Source organism: Azospira sp. MPR-E4 (assembly GCF_058809645.1).
On sequence record NZ_JBXAST010000111.1, the window covers coordinates 1 to 945 of the forward strand.

Here is a 945-nt window from a genome sequence, read left to right on the forward strand (position 1 = left end):
GCCCACGCCGGCGTCCACGATCACCGGCACCTTGGCGTTGTCGATGATGAGGCGCAGGTTCCAGGGATTGAGGATGCCCATGCCGGAGCCGATGAGGGAGGCCAGGGGCATCACCGCGGCACAGCCGATCTCTTCCAGCATCTTGGCCTGGATGGGGTCGTCGGCGCAGTACACCATGACCTGGAAGCCTTCCTTGACCAGCACTTCGGCGGCCTTGAGGGTTTCCGGCATGTTGGGGAACAGGGTGGTGGGATCGCCCAGCACTTCCAGCTTGACCAGGGCGTGGCCGTCCAGCAGCTCCCGGGCCAGGCGTAGGGTGCGCACGGCTTCGTCGGCGGTGTAGCAGCCGGCGGTGTTGGGCAGGATGGTGAACTGGCTGGGGGGCAGGGCATCCAGCAGGTTGGGCTGGTTCGGGTCCTGGCCGATGTTGGTGCGGCGGATGGCCACGGTCACCATTTCGGCGCCGGAGGCATCGATGGCCTGGCGGGTCTCGGCGAAATCCTTGTACTTGCCGGTGCCGACGATAAGGCGGGAGCGGTAGGTCTTGCCAGCGATGGTCAGTTGTTCCATGGGCTCGGTTCCAGGCGGGAAGGGGTTGGGCGAAGGAGGACGGCGGGCAGCGCCGGCGGCGCGGCGGGCTTAGCCGCCACCGACGGCGACGACGATCTCGATGCGGTCGCCGCCGGCCAGGGCGGTGTCGCCGTGCTGGCTGCGGGGCACGATGTCGCCGTTGCGCTCCACGGCGATGCGCTTGCCGGCCAGGCCCAGTTCCGCCACCAGGGCGGCCACGGTGAAGGCGGCGTCGCGATCGGGAAATTGGCGGGTTTCGCCGTTGATGTGCAGTTCCATAAGGGGGCGGATTTTACCATGGCCGGCGGCCGCCTCCGGCACCGCTATAATCGGTCCTGCCACCCCATTTGCCCGGACCTGCCCGCCATGAAAGCC

The 945-nt window shown here is 68.0% G+C and carries 2 protein-coding genes; both read right to left on the bottom strand.

Annotation, left to right across the window (positions count from 1 at the left end):
• The coding region (locus tag AC1RTA_RS16545) for a thiazole synthase (protein WP_492785362.1) at nt 1-570 on the bottom strand (570 nt) is incomplete at its 3' end.
• A 69-nt stretch (nt 571-639) separates the two neighbouring features.
• Entirely contained in the window at nt 640-849 is a 210-nt protein-coding gene (thiS, locus tag AC1RTA_RS16550; protein WP_492785363.1) for a sulfur carrier protein ThiS, read from the bottom strand.
• Between the last annotated feature and the right edge of the window lie 96 nt (nt 850-945).